The 15601-nt window shown below is 52.7% G+C and carries 14 protein-coding genes; 3 read left to right on the plus strand and 11 right to left on the minus strand.

What is annotated here, in order from left to right; all coding sequences use genetic code 11:
* Positions 1-2 precede the first annotated feature (2 nt).
* Together Q4563_RS11810 and Q4563_RS11815 are read left to right on the plus strand one after the other, a co-directional pair.
* Entirely contained in the window at positions 3-791 is a 789-nt protein-coding gene (locus tag Q4563_RS11810) for a sulfite exporter TauE/SafE family protein (RefSeq protein ID WP_303604623.1), read from the plus strand.
* Between the two features lie 158 nt (positions 792-949).
* Complete coding sequence (locus Q4563_RS11815; protein ID WP_215977220.1) at positions 950-2647, plus strand: hypothetical protein; 1698 nt, start codon at positions 950-952, stop codon at positions 2645-2647.
* A gap of 58 nt (positions 2648-2705) precedes the next feature.
* Here Q4563_RS11815 and Q4563_RS11820 read toward each other — a convergent pair whose 3' ends face one another.
* A complete protein-coding gene (locus Q4563_RS11820; protein WP_303604624.1) occupies positions 2706-3341 on the minus strand; it encodes a DUF2799 domain-containing protein in 636 nt (211 codons plus the stop codon).
* Positions 3342-3599: 258 nt separating this feature from the next.
* Between Q4563_RS11820 and Q4563_RS11825 the strand changes: the two genes are divergently transcribed.
* Entirely contained in the window at positions 3600-4055 is a 456-nt protein-coding gene (locus Q4563_RS11825) for a Spy/CpxP family protein refolding chaperone (protein WP_215977218.1), read from the plus strand.
* A gap of 41 nt (positions 4056-4096) precedes the next feature.
* On the opposite strand, the gene Q4563_RS11830 is transcribed toward Q4563_RS11825, so the two are convergent.
* The 10 genes from Q4563_RS11830 to metG form a co-directional block, all read right to left on the minus strand.
* Positions 4097-5422 (minus strand): sensor histidine kinase, encoded by a 1326-nt coding sequence (locus Q4563_RS11830; RefSeq protein ID WP_303604625.1) that lies wholly within the window; start codon positions 5420-5422, stop codon positions 4097-4099.
* On the minus strand, positions 5419-6090 hold the full coding sequence (locus tag Q4563_RS11835) for a response regulator transcription factor (RefSeq protein ID WP_215977216.1): 672 nt from the start codon (positions 6088-6090) through the stop codon (positions 5419-5421). Before Q4563_RS11835 ends, Q4563_RS11830 begins: the two co-directional genes overlap by 4 nt.
* 94 nt (positions 6091-6184) lie before the next feature.
* Positions 6185-7018, minus strand: coding sequence for a mechanosensitive ion channel family protein (locus Q4563_RS11840; RefSeq protein ID WP_215977215.1), 834 nt, complete (start codon positions 7016-7018; stop codon positions 6185-6187).
* Between the two features lie 150 nt (positions 7019-7168).
* Positions 7169-7885, minus strand: coding sequence for an electron transport complex subunit E (locus tag Q4563_RS11845; protein ID WP_215977214.1), 717 nt, complete (start codon positions 7883-7885; stop codon positions 7169-7171).
* Positions 7872-8525 carry an electron transport complex subunit RsxG gene (gene rsxG, locus Q4563_RS11850; RefSeq protein WP_215977213.1) on the minus strand — a complete coding sequence of 218 codons (654 nt, stop codon included), beginning with the start codon at positions 8523-8525 and terminating at the stop codon, positions 7872-7874. Before rsxG ends, Q4563_RS11845 begins: the two co-directional genes overlap by 14 nt.
* The gene (rsxD, locus tag Q4563_RS11855) at positions 8525-9577 is read right to left on the minus strand and encodes an electron transport complex subunit RsxD (protein ID WP_303604626.1); all 1053 of its coding nucleotides are present in this window, start codon (positions 9575-9577) and stop codon (positions 8525-8527) included. The genes rsxG and rsxD overlap by 1 nt, the downstream gene beginning before the upstream one ends.
* Positions 9578-9605: 28 nt before the next feature.
* On the minus strand, positions 9606-12140 hold the full coding sequence (rsxC, locus tag Q4563_RS11860) for an electron transport complex subunit RsxC (RefSeq protein ID WP_303604652.1): 2535 nt from the start codon (positions 12138-12140) through the stop codon (positions 9606-9608).
* On the minus strand, positions 12140-12775 hold the full coding sequence (rsxB, locus tag Q4563_RS11865) for an electron transport complex subunit RsxB (RefSeq protein ID WP_215977210.1): 636 nt from the start codon (positions 12773-12775) through the stop codon (positions 12140-12142). Before rsxB ends, rsxC begins: the two co-directional genes overlap by 1 nt.
* A gap of 10 nt (positions 12776-12785) precedes the next feature.
* Positions 12786-13361, minus strand: a complete 576-nt coding sequence (gene rsxA, locus Q4563_RS11870) for an electron transport complex subunit RsxA (RefSeq protein ID WP_215977209.1) — start codon at positions 13359-13361, stop codon at positions 12786-12788.
* Between the two features lie 155 nt (positions 13362-13516).
* Entirely contained in the window at positions 13517-15532 is a 2016-nt protein-coding gene (gene metG / locus Q4563_RS11875) for a methionine--tRNA ligase (RefSeq protein ID WP_303604627.1), read from the minus strand.
* Positions 15533-15601 lie beyond the last annotated feature (69 nt).

Genomic DNA, 15601 nt, shown 5'->3' on the forward strand with positions numbered 1-15601 from the left:
TCATGCCTACGGACTTTGCCAGTTTTTTGGTTGCCCTCAGCCTGGGCTTTTTTAGCAGCAGTCACTGTCTGGCCATGTGTGGTGGCATTATGGGCGCGCTTACCATGGCCATCGAAAAGGCCTCAGCCACTAAACGCTTGCGAATTATTCTCGCCTACAATCTGGGGCGTATCGCAAGTTATTGCCTTATGGGTGCTCTGGCGGGGTTGTTTGCTGAGGGGCTAATTGCTATGGGGGCCGGCCCAGCCCTGCGATTATTGGCGGCCGCTTTACTGGTGGCAATGGCGTTGTATATAACCGATCTTTGGCGTGGGTTAACCCGTTTGGAGCGAGCAGGTCAGTGGCTTTGGCGTTGGGTGCAACCTTTCGGTAAACGTTTTATGCCTGTGCGCAGTGTGCCGGCGGCGCTGGCATTAGGTGGCTTGTGGGGTTGGTTGCCCTGTGGTTTGGTATACACCGCGCTCAGTTATGCCTTGACCCAGCCGGGACCGGGCTCGGGCGCTCTGTTTATGTTGGGCTTTGGTTTGGGCACTTTGCCGGCCGTAGCTTTGGCGGCTACCCTAGCTGAGCCTGTACTGCGCGCTATTCGCTCGCGCTGGGTGCGCGGAGGCGCAGCCTTGTTATTATTGCTTTTTGCAGCCTGGACGGTTTACGGCACTCTGGGCGGCGATCATGCGCACCACCAGCACCAGCATAGTACTGAAGAATCGGGCCCTGAGCACACCTCATCCAGTGAGCAGGCCTCGTCTGCCAGCTCGCACGAGCCTCACTCACATCACCACCATCACTAAGCCTATAAAGTTCCTGCCGAAGACAGAGATTTTACATTTTTATATGGCGCGGATGTTTCACCGTGTTAATCTTGAATTTCTGGGCCCCGGTGAGTAATTGGGAAGTAATTGGTTGGGAGTAATGCTAGGCCGTTCGCTGGCTGCTATGCATGGAATTTATGCGCTGTACATTGACACTTGCGCCGCTGGTGCGCCTCATCTTTGGCATATTGCTTTGTCTACCCATGGCCCAGGCTGGCGCACAGGAGGAGAGCTGTTATAACGTCGATTTCGCCAGTCGAGCCATGGATCGCTTTAAAGGCGGCAGCCGCCTCGATACCACCGATATCGAAGCGTTAAAGGGTCGGATCATCCGCAGTATTCGCTATAAGCGGGTAGGGGTGTTCGATGAAAACGACCCGGATGAAAATAAGAGTATTTATCGATTTCTGAACAACCTGCATATTAATACCAAAGAGTATGTTGTCTCCAGCCAGATATTGTTCGCCGAAGGCGACACCCTAGACCCCGATGTGATTCAGGAAAGCGAGCGTTTATTGCGTCGCCGTGAATATTTAACTGGTGCGTTTATCCTGCCAGAGCGGGTGTGTCAGGGAACGGTGGATTTGGTGGTGGTGACCCGCGATAGTTGGTCGTTAGAGATAGACGCCTCTTTTAGTCACAGCGGGGGCGACGCGACCACTGGTATCGGCATCAGTGATGACAATATCATGGGCAGCGGTACCAGCTTTTCGATTGGCTACGATCAAGAAGCCGATCGCACCGGTGTTCGCTATTCATTGCAGACCGATCATATATTGAGCTCGCGTTGGTCAACACAATTATCTTATTCCGATAACTCCGATGGCAAAAACGCTATCGTGCAGTTGGAGCGTCCATTTTTTTCGCGCCATACGCCTTGGTCTGCTGGCATTCTCTACAGTGACGTCACCGAGGCCGAGATTATTCGCTCTAAAGGCGATGAGGTAAACAGTTATCAGCACGAGCGTGGCCTGCAACAGGTGTTTTATGGCCACTCGATTTTCACGACGAAACGCTCGACACAGCGACTGCTGGTCGGTTATAGCATCGAAGAAGATCATTTTTTCCCTAATAAAGACACCACCGATTTGGGTATCCCCGAAGACCGGAAAGCGAGTTATCCCTGGCTGGAATATCAGTACTTAGAAGATCGCTACGCGGTTTATCGTAATTTAAATCAAATACAGCGCACCGAAGATGTCCCCCTCGGCATCACATTTGGTTTCCGTATGGGCTATGGCGAGGCTGAACCCGGTCGCCACGGCGATGTGGTGCGTTATTTGGGTAATTATCAGCATATCTTTAGTGTCGACGATGCTCACCTATTGCGAGTGTATCTAGGGGTGAATGGGCGTGACCATATGAACAGCGAAGATTACGACAGTTCGGTCTGGTCCAGTGAAGTCTCCTATAATTATATGCAGAGCTCCAAAAACCGCTGGTACACCAGTATATCTTACGATGTTGGGCAAGACTTGGCGCAGCATGAAGAGCTGACCTTGGGCGGCATAGAGGGCATGCGTGGTTACCCCACCTCTTTTCAGCGCGGTAAAAAGCGAATGCTGGCAACCCTGGAGCGTCGCTATTACTCCGACTGGCACTGGTTTAATTTAATACGGGTGGGCGCGGTGGCATTTTTGGAGGCGGGAAAGGCTTGGGAAGGACCGGATAATAACAATAACCATATGCTGGCTAATTTTGGTCTAGGGCTTAGATTGAGCTCCAGTAAAGTACGGGTGGGCAATGTTGTTCATCTCGATATCGCCACCCCAATCACAGAAAGAGACGGCATCGACGATTATCAGATATTGATAAAAGCTAAACGCCACTTTTAATGGTGACGTGATAAAACTGGTTTACCAGTGTGACCACAGCCTTTCTCATACGGGCTATCTATTGATAACCCAGTTGGCGGTGGTAGGCTTCCAGATCAGCCAAGTCTTGCGCTAAAACCGCGCGTTCGCGCTCCGAATAAATAATACTCTGCGCCAGTTCGGCGGCTTCTTGTTCATTATTCTTGATGGAGTTTAACAACTGTTGACGCTCTGTCGGTGTGCGTGCGCGATGCACCAGTTGCTCCTCAAGCACAGCATTATCATTCAGTAGACTATCGATGGTGTTGTTGTAGTCGGCAATCAATTGATTCAAGTTCTGCAGGGATTGTTGCAGACGGTAGAGATCGCGACCGTGCTGATAGGCACTGACAAAGTCTTGAGCATCTTTGTTTTGGCAGACATTTTTGTATTGTCCTCCGGCCAGCCCGACAGCGTAGCCATTGGCCGCAGCGCAGTAGGATTGATAGCCTTCATTTAGACCGGCCCGGTACTGGGTTAAATTAGGCACTACACCCACTTTGGCGCAAGCCTCTCGGTGCGATCCAATACGGCTGACCTCGTAGCCACGGGAGCCATCTTCCAGTCCAATCAAGTGCCAGTCTGCGTTTAGACACTCGTCTTTACTGAGGGTTGAGCAGGCTGTCATGGCCAATAGGGTACTGGTCAATAGTGTAAGGCGGGGTATGGATGACATAGAGTGGCTTCCCATTTGAAGTGATTTTTAAAATGCCAACAATGACTTTTCCGTGTTTCAGGTCGTTAAAATACCATAACTGGGCGAGTGAGGCAGAATTTGGCAGTTTTGCCCATATTGGCGACAACACCAGATAAACCTCTGACTAAAGGCAGTATCATGAGAATGCTAGGTTTTCATAAGTTTACGTAGCGCGACAGTGGTTTTCACTCGACGGAGTATTCTGTCTGTGTGGTTAATAATTTCTTAGGAGAAAAAATGATGACTAAATTACTGCCTACATTAATGATTGCCGGTGCCTTGACTATAAGTTCATTGGCCTCTGCCCAGCCCGGTCCACGCGGTGGCGAAGGTGAGTTATTGCTGCGCGAGCGCGTAATCGAAAAGTTAGAACTCAGTGATGAGCAGGTGAGTCAGATCCAGTTATTGACGGAGAATTTTAAGTCCGCCTATCCACGCGACGATTCTGCCCGTGAGCAACATCGCGAACAAATGCAAGCGCTAATGCAAGCGGAAACTTTTGATCCGGTAGTCGCTCAAACTCTGATTGATGCAAAAGATGAACGCGAGCTGGCCATGATGCAGCTGCGCTTTGACCTCGGTAAGGTACTGTCCGAAGAGCAGCGTGAAGAAGTAAAAGCAATGCAGGAGAAGATGAAAGATCGTGGTAAAGGTGGGCGTGACAAGCGTGAGCGAGGTGATCGCAGTCACTGAAAACGCGCGTTAAACACACTTATAAAAAAGCCCTCGCTGAATTATTCTGCGGGGGCTTTTTTTATGGCACCGGTCAATACTACGTTAAGCCCGTCCTCAGGAGACTTGCTGGCGCATATATCAATGCTTTGAGCAGCTGCTGCCGCTTGAGTGATGGCCAGACCCAGACCAAAGTTTCCATCGTGAGCTCGGGCCGAGTCGGCTCGGTAAAAAGGCTCGAATAGGTGTTCTATTTGGGCCTCATCAACTCCGGGGCCGTTATCGGCAATGACGAGAGTCCAGTGCTCGGTGTTACTATCCAGCTCTACCCAAACTTTTTCTGCGTAGCGGCTGGCATTGCCCAATAAATTATCCAAAATGCGTTGCATTAGATGTGGCTTACACTGGGCGAATAGTGCTTTTCGGGGCTCGTATACAATAATGGTATCCGGCATTTGGAAACGCCAGTCTTCAACGCTGGTGGATACTATATTCGTTAGGTTAACGGCCGCAGACTGCTCCTGGTAGATCGAGCCTTCCAGCCGGGCAAGGGTTAACACCTGCTCAATTAAATGGTCGAGTGTATCGCACTCTTTTTCAATGCGTTGCACATAAGTGCTCTGTACTTGTTCAGACAATATACCGGCAGCCAGCTTTAACCGAGTTAAGGGCGAGCGCAACTCATGGGAAACATCGGCAACCAGTCTCTGCTGACTGTCCATCGACGCCTGCAACTTGGTCGCCATGTTATTAAACTCACGCGCCAGCTGGCCAAACTCCCCCCTGCCTTCGCTTACCCGAGTGTCGAGTTTGCCGTTGCCAAATTGTCTGACGGCCTGAGCCAGTGTTTTTACCGGGCGGCTCAACCAGCGCGCCAGTACTAGCGACAGTATCAGTACCAGTACAGCGGAAATGGCCAGACGCCATTGAGAGTTGCTTTGCAGCTGCGCTCTCCAGGCGGGTATGTGCTCGGGCGGCATAGCCCAAAAAGCCCGGTAGTCCCGCTCCAGAGTCGAGATTGTAAAGGGGCCAATGATTTTGTGGCCCGGGCGCAATTCCATAACTTGAACCTGATTGGACTCAAATAGAGGGGCAAGTCGCCAGTGGCCGCGTTGGGTGCGCAGTGGAGCGCCTGTTTGCGGGTCGATAATAATCAGATTGCGACTGAGATGGCTGCGCAATAGGCGGTCTATAGGGCGAATGTCGCTCTTGGCAAAACGTTCACTGATGTGTTCGAGTTTTTTGAGGTCCTGGGCGGAGGGAGGGCTAGGCTCGGTGTTGTGATCTAGATAGCGAGTAAGATAAAAATTAGCGACGATTAACAAAGTAAACGACAGCCAAAACCATAAAAATAAACGGCCGGTAAAACCGGCGATGCCGAGTTTCATGATGCGTGGTGGACCAATAATTGATAACCACTACCGCGAATGGTTTTAATGCTTTCGATAGGATTAATATCGGCCAGTTTTTTTCGAATATGGGAGACATGAATATCAATATGTCGATCGTATGGATGTAGCTTGCGCCCGAATGCCTGCTCACAAATAGCGTTTTTGTCCACCACTTCACCAGCGTTACCGTAAAGTACATTCAGTACACGAAACTCGGCTGCAGTGAGGTCGACGGCGGTGTTGTAAAATTCCGCCTGCATACTGCCTGCGTGCAAAACTAACGCCCCGGTCGGTTCTTGTGCGGGACTAATACGCCTAAGAATAGCCTGAATTCGGGCGACTAATTCTCGATGAGAAAAAGGTTTTGCCAAATAGTCATCAGCGCCGAGCTCAAGGCCGAGAACCCGGTCGATTTCATCCCCGCGAGCGGTAAGCATTAATACCGGTACTCGCGACTTGGAGCGCAATTGCCGCAGAACATCAAAACCGTTTAATTCCGGCAGCATAACATCTAGCAATACCATATCGGGCTGCAAGTTTAGGGCGGCCTCAAGCCCACTGGTGCCGGTATGGCGACAGCTAACCTCGTGCTCATGGGCATTTAAATATTCACTGAGCATGGCGCACAGGTCTTGGTCGTCATCAATTATCAGTAATCGGCTCATAGGGCAATTATTGCGGGCTAGGGGGGCAGTCGCACGGTGATTTACGTTATTTTACGGGAGACGGCGGCCGTGAGGCCGCCGAGAAAGTGAAGAATTAAGCGGCGTCTTCTTCTTTTTGCAGGTGTACATCCATTTGAGGGAAAGGGATGCTGATGCCATTTTCGTCAAAGGCAAGTTTGATGTTCTCAGTTAAATCAAACTTCACGCCCCAGTAATCGGCGCTGTTGACCCACGGGCGAACCACGAAGTTAACACTGGAGTCAGCCAATTCACTGACTGCAATTTGTGGCGCAGGATCGGCCAGTACACGCTCGTCGGCTTTGACAACACTGTCCATGATCTCTTTGGCTTTTTTGATGTCGTCGCCGTAACCAATACCAAATACTAAGTCTACGCGGCGCGTAGGCAAGGCAGAGTAATTGGTAATGTTGCCCGAGTAGATAGCTCCATTAGGTACCACAATCTCTTTATTGTCAGGGCTGTTTAGCGTAGTGGTGAAGATGCCAATGGTTTTAACCACACCTGCTGTACCACCTGCCTCAATGTAATCGCCTGCCGTAAAGGGGCGAAATACCAATAGCAAGAAGCCCGCAGCAAAGTTTTGCAGTGAGCCCTGCAAAGCCAAACCAATCGCCAAACCGGCAGCACCAATAAGAGCAATCAGAGAGGTGGTATCTACACCTAGCTGATCAAGAGCCGCAATGATGACGACGATCAGCAGCAGTGCGTTGGCAATTGCCTGGATAAACTCAACCAAGATATTGTCGAGGTTAGTGCGGCGCAGGAGCTTGCCAATAACACCTACCAGAATTTTTACTACAATTTTACCGATGATGAAGATCAGCAATGCGGTGACTAAGCTGATCCCCCAAGGAATGACATGAGTTTGAACAAACTCATTCATATCATCTTGGCCGAAGTTGAACATTTTGCATCCCTCTATAGAAGTAATATGGCCACCGGGTGGTGGCAGCGTGAATCGTGTGTGTAGACACACTCTCAATAGATGATTATTGACGCTATCTGAGGCAAGCGCAAGCACTTATACCTCAGAGTGAGTCTAGAATAGAATTGTGAGTTAAGCGATTTTGCCCGTGGTGCGAACGCGCTTGCTGCCTTTTACCGGCTTTTCTTTCTTCGCTGCGGCACGGGCTTGTAAATGGCTATCTACGCCATTTTTGAGAGCGATTAAAAATCCGGTAATAATAAATGCACCTGGCGGCAAGATAGCGACCAAAAAGCCCGGGTAGTCGGTAAATAGGGTTAGTTGCCAACTGCGAGCACTCTCGCCAAACAATAATTGCATGTTGGCAAACAACGTGCCCGAGCCCAAGATCTCCCGAATTGCACCGAGTGTGACAAGTACTAGCATAAAGCCCAGGCCCATCATTAAGCCGTCCCAGGCGGCGGGCAGCACCGGATTTTTACTGGCAAAGGCATCGGCCCGACCTAAAATAGCGCAGTTGGTGACGATCAGCGGAATAAAAATACCGAGTATCGTGTAAAGCTCGTAGGTGAATGCCTGCATGACCAGTTCGATACAGGTGGTTAATGAGGCAATAATCATTACAAATGCGGGCAATCGAACCGCGTCGCTCACGGTTTTACGAATCAGTGACACAGCAATATTAGAACTAACCAGAACCAACATGGTCGCTAATCCCAGTCCGAGGGCGTTGACCACCGAGCCGGATACTGCCAACAGTGGACAGAGCCCCAGCAGTTGTACCAGTGCTGGGTTATTACTCCATAAACCTTTTTCGCTGATTTCTTGCCACTGGTTATTGTCCGCCATGTTTCTCTCCTGCTTCGGCTGGAAGTTCAAACAAAAGCGCGCGCTGGGCGTCCACTTGTTGTAAAACGCGTTTCACCTGTGCGGTGACGGCGCGCGGGGTAATGGTGGCACCGGTAAACTGGTCGAACACACCGCCGTCTTTTTTCACAGCCCATTGCTGCACGCTAGGATCGTTGAGGCTTTTGCCGTTAAAGCCGTAAACCCAATCACTTTTGGCGGTATCGACCTTATCGCCGAGGCCGGGGGTTTCTTTGTGAGACAGTGCGCGCACGCCTGCGACCGAGCCGTCGCGATTTACCCCGACGATTATTCGTATATCACCGCTGTAACCATCGGGGGCGACGGCGGGCACAATCACCGCAATAACTTGGCCGTCTTTGCGGGCGCGGTGAATAGCCTCGGGCGTATCCAACCCCAGCGCCGCCAGCATAGAAGGGGGCGTAGGGAGGGTGTCGCTCAATAAATCGTTGTCGACCCGCTCGGCCAGTACCAGTTCGTACAGTGCTTTCTCGGCGGCCTGCCGCTCAGCTTCAGCGATACGATCGCGGGTATTCACGTTGGTTAACGCCAAGATGCCTGCGGTGACCAGTGCAAATAAGCCCAGCAACAGAGAATTTTTACTGATAGATGCGCCTAGCATTATTGATCCACCTTGCGAGTAGCCCGCTCACTTTTTTTATGCCCGTAAGTGCGTGGCAACGTGTAATAGTCAATAAAAGGCGCGGCAAAATTCATTAGCAGTACTGCAAAGGCAATGCCGTCTGGGTAGTTACCCCAAATACGGATCACGTAGATCAACACACCAATCGCAGCCCCGTAGATTAATCGTCCACGTGTGCTGACCGCCGAGCTGACCGGGTCGGTGACAATAAAGAAAGCTCCGAGCATAGTGGCGCCGGAAAATAAATGGAACAGCACGGAACCGCCGCTGGTGGAGCTGCCGCCGTCGTAAAATAAAAAGGCCATTATCGATAAGCTGGCCAACATCGCCACGGGGGCGTGCCAGGTGAAAATGCGCCGATAAAGCAGGTAAGCGCCACCGACTAAAAAGGCGAGGTTGGCCCATTCCCAGCCGGCACCGACAAATTGCCCCGCGCTTAAAACAGGGTCTTGTAAATACAGGTCGTTCAGCATTAAGCCGCTATTTTGTTTAACTGTATCCAAAGGTGTGGCGGCGGTATAACCATCAATGCTCGTGCCCAACCAAATCTGTTGCAGCGCTTGCACCACACCGGGCGTTTGACCGCCAATGTCTAGTGGTGCCGCCCACTGGCTCATGTGTAGGGGAAAGGAAATCAGCAGGACAACATAAGCCACCATGGCGGGGTTAAATGGGTTGAAGCCCATACCACCGTACAGCTGTTTGGCGAGTACAATGGCCACGCCACTGCCGAGCACTACCAGCCACCAGGGGCAGTAGGGCGGTAAGGCAAGGCCTAATAGAACGCCGGTGACCAGAGCACTGCAGTCGCGCAGGTAAAACCAAACGGGGCGACCGCGCAGTTTCATTACCGCCGCTTCAAAGCCCATGGCGGTAATGCTGGCAAGCAAGACGTTGTGCAGCGTACCCAAGCCAAAAAAGTAGGTCAGTACGGCGAGGCCGGGGAGTGTGGCGATCACAAGGGTGCGCATCACCGTCCCTGTGCTGAGCGCGCGGTGTGTATGAGGTGAAGAGATGCGCAAAAGTGCCATTGCAGTGTCCGTTGTTGAGTCAGTTAAATTAAGTCAGCTCGGCCAATTGATCGCGGGCCGTGGCGAGCTTGTCTTCTAACTTGCTGACGCCGGCTTTAAAGGCGTCGATATTCTCATCGTTCTCTTGCTCGGCTTTGTCTAAACGGGCTTGAGCTTTTTCCAGTCGCGCTTGCAGTGAGTCGACTTGATTGCGCAGCTTATCCGAAGCGCTCATGGTGGCCATAGCGGCAGCTTTAGCTTTGGCTTTTTCGATGGCCAGGCTGGCGGCATCTGAGGTGGCCGGATCTTGCGGTGTTTCCTCTGCCACTGTTGACGGCGTTGCCTCGGCCAACTCTTTTTGGGTGCTGGCGATTTTTTCCTTTAAACGCTCGACACCCTGCTGCAAGGCTTCGGCCTTGTCGGAGTCTTCTTGCTTGGCACTGGCGGCTTTTTGTTCGGCTTTTTCCAGACGCTTGTACAGTGACTCGAGCGATGAGCGCAGTTTTTCTTCTGGCGACATGGCAAGTTTGGCTTTAGCCCGCTCGATGGCGGCCTGCGCGACATCCGGTGTGGCGTTGGCAGGTGTTGCTGGCGCTGCTGCAGCTGGCGTTAACTCAGCCAACTCATTCTGCGCTGCACTCAACTTATCTTTAAGTTTGTCGACCCCTTGCTGCAAAGCTTCAACCATATCGGGCTTGTTGTCTTTCGCCTCAATCACTTTTTGTTCGGCTTTTTGTAGGCGTTTTTGCAGGGATTCGACGCTGTTGCGCAGCTTCTCTTTCGGGCTCATGGTCTGCTTGGCTTTGGCCCGTTCGATCGCAGCCGCAACCGGATCATTCGCCTCTGTTGAGCTCGCCTGACGGTTGTTTTCTCCTTGAGAGGCAATAAAGGCGTCCAGCTTCTTTTGTGCATCGCTGACTTTTAATTGTGCCTGCTTGATACTCGCGGCTTGTTTTTCAGCTTGTTCGTCGGTGGCCTCTTCAGCCAATGGTTGCTCGGCTTTTTTCAAGCGCTCATGCGCCGAGGCGAGCAGGCGCTCAAGCTTGGCGCGCTGCTTGTCGGTATCTTGTGTCGATACCGCTGCCGGTTTGGGCTCGGCCGGAGTATTGGCCTTCTGTTCGGCCAGTTTTTTCTTGGCCTCTTCGGCGGCCTTTTTGCGGGCTAGACGCTTGGCTTCTTTTTCCGCCTCCTCTTTGGCGATACGGTCCTGACGGAATTCAAAGCGCCGGCGCGAGCGGTCTGATTTTTCTTTGTCGATGCGGTGCTGACGAATCTCGCCTTTGGCAGCGCGGTAGTACTGCACCAGCGGAATATGGCTGGGGCAGACATAAGAGCAGGCGCCGCATTCAATGCAGTCAAATAAGTTGTGAGTCTCCAACTTTTCCAGGTCTTCCGCCTGGGCGTACCAAAACAACTGCTGCGGCAGCAATTCTACCGGGCAGGCTTCGGCGCACATACCACAGCGAATGCAGGCCATGGCAGGCTCGGGCGGTGGCAGTTCTTTTTTGCTCGGTGCCAATAAACAGTTGGTGGTTTTGACCACGGGTACGGATAAATCCGGCAAGCTAAAGCCCATCATCGGGCCGCCCATCACTAGGCGCGAGGCTTTCTTGTGTTGGTAGCCGTGTTGCTCCAGCACAAAGTTTACCGGGGTGCCAAACAGCACCTCGATATTGCGCTGGGTTTGTAAGGCCTCGCCCACGACGGTGGTGATGCGTTTCACCAGTGGTTCACCGAATCGCACCGCGCGATAAATGGCAGCCGTAGTGCCCACGTTTTGGCAAACCACGCCGATGGCGGCGGGAATTTGCCCAGCGGGGACTTCGCGCCCGGTGAGAATTTGAATCAGCTGTTTTTCGCCCCCGGATGGGTACTTGGTGGGAAAACTCACCACTTGTATTGCACTGCCTTCGGCGGCTTTGCGCAGAGCGGCAATGGCCTCGGGCTTGTTGTCTTCAACACCTATCACCACGCGCTCGGGTTGGTTGAGCAGCTGGGCCAAGATTTGAGTGCCCGCGATGACCTCTTGGGCACGCTCGCGCATCAACACATCATCGGCGGTGATGTAGGGCTCACACTCAGTGCCGTTAATAATGAGGGTGTCAATCGGGTGATTAGCACGCGGATTCAGTTTGACGGCCGCAGGAAAACCCGCACCGCCCAAACCGGCAATACCCGATTCGCGAATGCGTGCGAGTAAGTCATCCTTATTGCGTTCGGCGTAATCCTCCCAGGGAGACAAAGGTGTCCAGTCGTCTTTGCCGTCGGTATCCAAAATGATACATAGGTCGGTCATGCCGGAGGGGTGGGGCACGGTGTGCTCCACAATGGCGGCAATACGGCCCGAGGTGGGGGCGTGAACATTAGCACTGAACACACCGTCTGCCTCAGCGATCACTTGTCCGCCCAATACCTGATCGCCAACCTCGACAATGGGTTTAGCGGGCGCGCCAATGTGCTGACTGACCGGCAGAATTAACTGAGGGGCAATGGCCAGCGGGCCGAGGGGCTCGAGCAAGGATTGCGTTTTGTTTTCCGGCGGGTGTACTCCGCCGGGAATGTCCCACACTTTAATTAATTCCATCACGCCGCTTCGCCGGAGTTTTGTTCAGAGCCGCGACCTTGGTCGGTAGCAATTAGATTGTCGGCTTGTTCGTGGCTGGCTGCAGGCAGCTCCCAACGCCACTCTTTAATACTGGTTGCCAGTGGAATCATATCAATGCAGTCCACCGGGCAGGGCTCAACACAGAGGTCGCAGCCGGTACATTCATCGGCAATAACCGTGTGCATTTGCTTGGCCGCGCCTAAGATTGCGTCCATTGGGCAAGCCTGAATACATTTGGTGCAGCCAATGCACTCGTCTTCGCGAATCACCGCGACGGTGGCCACGTCCGCTTCTTCGCCGTGCTCTTCGTCCAGTGTCGGGGCTTCTACATCAAGCAGGTCGGCCAACTCATTGATAGTGGTTTGGCCGCCGGGTGGGCACTTATTGATAGAGTCGCCATTGGCGATGGCCTGCGCGTAGGGGCGGCAACCAGGGTAGCCGCACTGGCCGCACTGAGTTTGCGGTAATAGGTTGTCGATTTGCTCGACAATCGGGTCGCCCTCCACTTTAAAGCGGACAGCGGCGAATCCCAGCAGTGCGCCGAATAGCAGTGCCAAACCGATCAGAGCGATCAGTGCGGCGGCAATAGGGTGTTGAGCAATGGTTTCCAACATAATTGTTTCGTTACACCAAACCGCCAAAGCCCATAAACGCCAGAGACATCAGGCCGGCGGTAATCATGCCGATAGCAGCTCCTTTAAAAGGCGTAGGCACATCGGCTACAGCCAGGCGTTCGCGCATGGCCGAAAATAAAATCAGAACTAACGAAAACCCGAGCGCGGCACCGAAGCCAAAAATGGTGGATTCGACAAAGCTGTGGGCTTTTTGGGTGTTTTGCAAAGCCACGCCCAATACGGCGCAGTTGGTGGTAATCAGTGGCAAAAATACCCCCAGTACCCGGTACAGAAGAGGGCTGGTTTTTTCGATAAACATCTTCGCCAACTGCACTACCACGGCAATCACCAGAATAAAACTGATGGTGCGCATATACTCGAGGCCCAGCGGCTGCAATACCCAGGTGGCCACGAGATAGCTGCAAATCGAGGCCAAAGTCAGCACAAAAGTGGTGGCACTGGCCATACCAATAGCCGTCTCAAGCTTATTGGAGACGCCCATAAATGGGCACAGGCCCAAAAACTGAACCAGTACAAAGTTGTTCACTAATATTGTGCTGAGCAAGATAACCGCTAAATCGGTCATGCTGTTCACCTCGAAGTCAGTCCGCAGGGACTATAGCGCTAAGAGCGCATTATCCCGGATGCACCCGGCGCGGTTCAATATAAAAACGAATCTCATTTAGGTTGTTTGGGTATATGCTTATAAACGTCAGACGTCAGACGTCAGACGTAAACACGCTACATCACCCTCTGCCCTGGTAGTGCGCCGCTGTCGGGCTCTAGCAGGTATATCTCTTTGTCGCCTGGGCCGGCGGCTAAGACCATCCCTTCGGATAAGCCGAATTTCATTTTGCGCGGTTTTAGGTTGGCGACCATCACGGTTAGGCGGCCTTCCAGCGCTTCTGGTTGATAGGCCGATTTAATGCCCGAGAATACATTGCGGGTTTCGCCGCCGATATCCAGGGTTAATTGCAGGAGCTTATCCGCCCCTTCAACGTGGCTGGCTTGAACAATTTTAGCGACCCGCAGGTCGACTTTGGCAAAGTCGCCAAATTCAATTTCTTCGCACAGTGGCTCGTCGGCCAGTGGGCCGGTGGCCTTGGGGGCCGCCTCTTCTTTGCTCGCCTCAATCATGGCGTCTACCTTGTCTTTTTCAATGCGCTGCAGCAGCGGCTTAAATTTATTGATCTCGCCACCGCGGTAGGCGATGCCCTCGGCCCAGATCAGAGTCTCGCCCAAGAAAGCTTCGGCGCGCTCGGCCAGTTGCGGTGCCACGGGCTTTAAGAAAATCATAATGGCGCGGAACATATTGACGCCCAGGGAGCAGACCTCGACCACCTCCTGCTCGCGGCCTTCATCTTTAGCCATTTTCCATGGCTCGGCGGCGGCGATATATTCGTTGGCGGCATCGGCCAGCGCCATAATGTCGCGCATGGCTTTACTGAAATTGCGCTGCTCGTAGTGCTCGGCAATCACCGCTTCGGCGTCGATAAAACGCTGCCACAGCTCGGCGTCTACTGGCTCGGCGCTCATGTTGCCACCGGCTTTGGCGATAAATTTAGCGGTGCGGCTGGCAATATTGACCACCTTGCCCACCAAGTCGGAGTTTACCCGGGCGATAAAATCGTCCAGATTTAAATCGAGGTCATCCACCGCGCTGGTGAGCTTGGCGGCAAAGTAATAGCGCAGGTACTCGGGGTCCAGATGCTGCAAGTAGGTTTGCCCGTTAATAAAGGTGCCGCGCGATTTCGACATTTTTTTGCCATTGACGGTGACAAAGCCGTGCACATTAACTTTAGTCGGTGTGCGCAGCTCAGCTGAATGCAGCATGGCAGGCCAGAACAGAGCGTGAAAGTTGACAATATCCTTGCCGATAAAGTGGTGTACTTCGCACCCGCTGTCCGGGCGCCAGAACTCTTGCCAATCAAAACCGTTTTGATCGGCAAAGTTTTTCAAGCTGGCGATATAGCCGATAGGGGCGTCCAGCCAAACGTAAAAATATTTGCCCGGGTGGCCTGGGATTTCAAAACCGAAGTAGGGCGCATCGCGGGAGATGTCCCACTCTTGTAAGTCGGCGTCCAGCCACTCGGCCACTTTGTTGGCCACTTCATCTTGCAGGTGACCGGCGCGAGTCCACTGTTTCAGGAAGTCGGCAAACTCTGGCAACTTAAAGAAAAAGTGCTCGGACTCTTTCGGCACTGGTGTGGCACCAGTCAAAACAGAGACGGGGTTGATCAGCTCCATCGGGCTGTAGGTTGCGCCGCAAGCCTCGCAGTTATCACCGTACTGGTCCTCGGTTTTACACTTGGGGCAGCTACCCTTGATATAGCGATCCGCCAAAAACAGTTGTTTTTCCGGGTCGAACGCCTGAGTAATAGAACGGCGCGCAATATGCCCTTTGGCTTCCAAACGCTTATAAATCATTTCCGACAACTCGCGATTCTCAGGCGAGTGGGTGGTGTAAAAGTTGTCGTGCCTGACGCCAAAGCCTTCGGCCACCGCTTTGTGGACGGCGTGCATATTGTCGATATGCTGTTCGGGGCTAATGCCTTGCTCTTCCGCCTTGAGGGTGATGGCGGTGCCGTGGGCATCGTCGGCGCAAAAGTAGTAGCACTCATGACCGCGAAGGTTTTGAAACCTGACCCAGATGTCGGTTTGGATTTGCTCCATAATATGGCCCAGATGCAGCTCACCATTGGCGTAGGGCAGCGCGCTGGTTACCATGATCTTGCGGCGTGTGCTCTGTGTGGTCATATCTCGACGTTTACTCTCGTTAGTAGCTAAAGCTCGCTGCGTGTGGGCCGCGTAGTCCGTAGCAAATAG

Source organism: Gilvimarinus sp. 1_MG-2023, from assembly GCF_030548285.1.

Excerpts from the sequence above, each read along its gene's own strand:
- Q4563_RS11810 (WP_303604623.1), top strand. The coding sequence starts at position 3 with ATGCCTACGGACTTTGCCAGTTTTTTGGTTGCCCTCAGCCTGGGCTTT.
- Q4563_RS11815 (WP_215977220.1), top strand. The coding sequence starts at position 950 with ATGCGCTGTACATTGACACTTGCGCCGCTGGTGCGCCTCATCTTTGGC.
- Q4563_RS11820 (WP_303604624.1), bottom strand. The coding sequence starts at position 3,341 with ATGTCATCCATACCCCGCCTTACACTATTGACCAGTACCCTATTGGCC.
- Q4563_RS11825 (WP_215977218.1), top strand. The coding sequence starts at position 3,600 with ATGATGACTAAATTACTGCCTACATTAATGATTGCCGGTGCCTTGACT.
- Q4563_RS11830 (WP_303604625.1), bottom strand. The coding sequence starts at position 5,422 with ATGAAACTCGGCATCGCCGGTTTTACCGGCCGTTTATTTTTATGGTTT.
- Q4563_RS11835 (WP_215977216.1), bottom strand. The coding sequence starts at position 6,090 with ATGAGCCGATTACTGATAATTGATGACGACCAAGACCTGTGCGCCATG.
- Q4563_RS11840 (WP_215977215.1), bottom strand. The coding sequence starts at position 7,018 with ATGTTCAACTTCGGCCAAGATGATATGAATGAGTTTGTTCAAACTCAT.
- Q4563_RS11845 (WP_215977214.1), bottom strand. The coding sequence starts at position 7,885 with ATGGCGGACAATAACCAGTGGCAAGAAATCAGCGAAAAAGGTTTATGG.
- rsxG (WP_215977213.1), bottom strand. The coding sequence starts at position 8,525 with ATGCTAGGCGCATCTATCAGTAAAAATTCTCTGTTGCTGGGCTTATTT.
- rsxD (WP_303604626.1), bottom strand. The coding sequence starts at position 9,577 with ATGGCACTTTTGCGCATCTCTTCACCTCATACACACCGCGCGCTCAGC.
- rsxC (WP_303604652.1), bottom strand. The coding sequence starts at position 12,140 with ATGGAATTAATTAAAGTGTGGGACATTCCCGGCGGAGTACACCCGCCG.
- rsxB (WP_215977210.1), bottom strand. The coding sequence starts at position 12,775 with ATGTTGGAAACCATTGCTCAACACCCTATTGCCGCCGCACTGATCGCT.
- rsxA (WP_215977209.1), bottom strand. The coding sequence starts at position 13,361 with ATGACCGATTTAGCGGTTATCTTGCTCAGCACAATATTAGTGAACAAC.
- metG (WP_303604627.1), bottom strand. The coding sequence starts at position 15,532 with ATGACCACACAGAGCACACGCCGCAAGATCATGGTAACCAGCGCGCTG.